Annotated in this window: 1 protein-coding gene and 1 pseudogene; both read left to right on the top strand. The window is 39.4% G+C overall.

The features are described 5' to 3' along the window. The first annotated feature begins 210 nt into the window (after nt 1–210). On the top strand, nt 211–1,974 hold the full coding sequence (locus REG_RS08135) for a penicillin-binding protein activator (protein ID WP_039908079.1): 1,764 nt from the start codon (nt 211–213) through the stop codon (nt 1,972–1,974). Between the two features lie 433 nt (nt 1,975–2,407). Continuing rightward, nucleotides 2,408–2,522 (top strand): annotated as a pseudogene (locus REG_RS14835) (hypothetical protein); the annotation flags it as partial.

Below are 2,522 nucleotides of genomic sequence, written 5' to 3'. Positions count from 1 at the left end.
GGGTCTGTAGTTAAGTGCGCTCGCGAAGCGCCGCACATAAAGTTTACAAAGAAGTACATTATGATGGATTAAAAGGTGAAAAATGCTCATTTTCTTTATGTAAACTGCGCTTTTTTTCCCATTTTTTTTCATCTTTGCATTTTTGAACACAAAAAAATTAGAGCGGGCTCTCAGAAATTTTATCCTTCATAGCCATTATAAAAGGCGCTATTGTTTCATTCGTATTATCGCTTTAATATTAGCCGTCTTGAAAAAACATTACTGGATACAGTTATGCTTTCCTCAAAATTTGTTCGCACTTTCGTTTATATTGATAATCAGGCTAAAATTTTTGTTACCGTTATCGCGATGATTTTTATCTTGGTAGGTTGTACTGGCTATGCCCCACAAATGCCGCCCCCATCAACGCTACAGAACAAAATAATTACTGATACCGGACGACAAAAGAAAAACAACCAAGATAATAACAAATCAGACAGAAAATTACGCCTCATTCGTGGTTACATTTCTCAAGAGCCGCTACTTAAAGATAGAACAGATCATCAAGATAATATCGATAGTACCTGGTTGGCTCTGACGAAATTTACTCCCCAATCACTCAACGATTTAATAATTAATCCTGATGAAGTAGTGTTACAGGGCTGGCTTGATTTAACTCGCCTCTATCACGATAGACAACAATATGAAAATCGACTAAAAATAGAGATCGAAAACTGGCAAACCCTTTATCCTCATCATCCAGCGGCTAAAGAACTTCCGACCCCATTAAAAAGGAAGGTTGCTTTTGTTCAGGCTTCAATAACTAAAATTGCGCTATTACTACCACTGAGTGGTTCAACCAAAATCTTTGGTGAGGCGATTAAACAAGGTTTTTTCGCCGCCCAGAGTGAATCATTGTCAATACCGATTCCAGACAGTGATCAGGCGAATCTAGACAATTTAAACACAGAAGAGAAGCCAATAATCGCCTCTGAATTAAGCGTTACACAACCGCTTTCCTCGCTTATAAAAGTGTATGATACTAAAAAACAATCTATTTCATCATTACTGATTCAAGCGCAGCAAGACGGGGCTACATTAGTGATCGGGCCATTACTTAAGCCAGAGGTAGCACAATTATCAAAAATTCCGACAACATTGAATATATTGGCGTTAAATCAAACTGAAAAAAATGAAAGTCATCCCAATATTTGTTATTTTTCTTTATCACCAACAGATGAAGCACGTGATGCGGCACATCATCTATGGCAGCGAAAAATGAGAAAGCCATTACTGATTATTCCACGAGGAAACTTTGGTGATCGTATTACTAAAGCTTTTATTCAGGAATGGCAGAAAATAGGCGGTGGATCTGTTTTACAACAGCGATTTGGGTCGGTTGATGAGCTGAAAAAAGCGATAAACTTTGACCAAACTAAACCTTTTAATAATGCTATGCCGCTTTCAACAGAGTTGCAATTATCTCGTACTGCTGAATCCAGGGGTGCTCAGCGAGGGATCCCTGCTACTATCGCCAGTAATTATGTCGATGCCGTTTATATTGTGGCAAAACCAGAAGAAATAATATTAATTAAATCTATGATTGATATGATAAATGAATCATCTGCTAAACCTGCGTTGTTCGCTAGCTCACGTAGCAATCAGGCTAATATTAATTACGATAATCGTTTAGAAATGGAAGGGGTGCAATTTAGTGAAATTCCACTGATAGCGGGGTCAAATCCTTCATTAATGAAGCAGGCAGAGGCTAAGTATGACAATGATTATTCTTTGATACGTTTGTACGCTATGGGAATGGATGCCTGGGTATTAGCGCAGTATTTTGATGAAATACGCCAAATTCCTAGCTTTCAACTGTCAGGAATGACTGGCCATTTAAGTGTTACAAGTGACTGTGTGATTAACCGCAAATTACCATGGTTACAATACTATCAAGGCGAGTTTATCCCTGTAAAAAACGGAGAGGAACTTTAAAAAATCTTGGGGTGTGAAAGCCGCCTAGAAGCCCAAAGTAGAGTGTGCAGCGTACAAGAGGTGAGAGCCATGAAGATAGTGGGTTCCGTGTAATGTGGAATTTATACCGCCAGCCCTTGAAGTTGCCTTCGGCTGCTAGGGCGACCGACCGATGAGCGTATACCCAATGAATTTCGAGTTACGGCAAGGTGGCAATCAATCGAACTTCAGGAGTGTACAGATAGTACATGACAGAGGATGAGTGATCGCTGCCAACGCCGCCGTAACTTGAAAGGCGAAGGGTATATAATGCAGAAATTCACACCACACAGTAGGTTATTGCAAGAAGCCTAAAGTATCAGCGAGTACAAGAGATTTAGAGTAGGCTCTAAGGTATTTCGGGTGGGTGCTCGTAGCATGAGCCCATAATTAATTTACTAAATGGATGAAATGAATGACTGTGTGGGATAAGAGAATTAAAACTGCCTTTATTGAAAGTATTCAAACTAAAACTCAAGCAGCAGAAACGTTACCTGCTGATATATCCATTGCAGCCAATATATTAGCTG

Origin of the sequence: Candidatus Regiella insecticola LSR1, assembly GCF_000143625.1 — a bacterium.
In the GTDB taxonomy this organism is placed as follows: Bacteria; Pseudomonadota; Gammaproteobacteria; order Enterobacterales; family Enterobacteriaceae; genus Regiella; species Regiella insecticola.
Note: the sequence above shows the minus strand (reverse complement) of the source record. Positions and strands in the feature narration are given on the sequence as shown.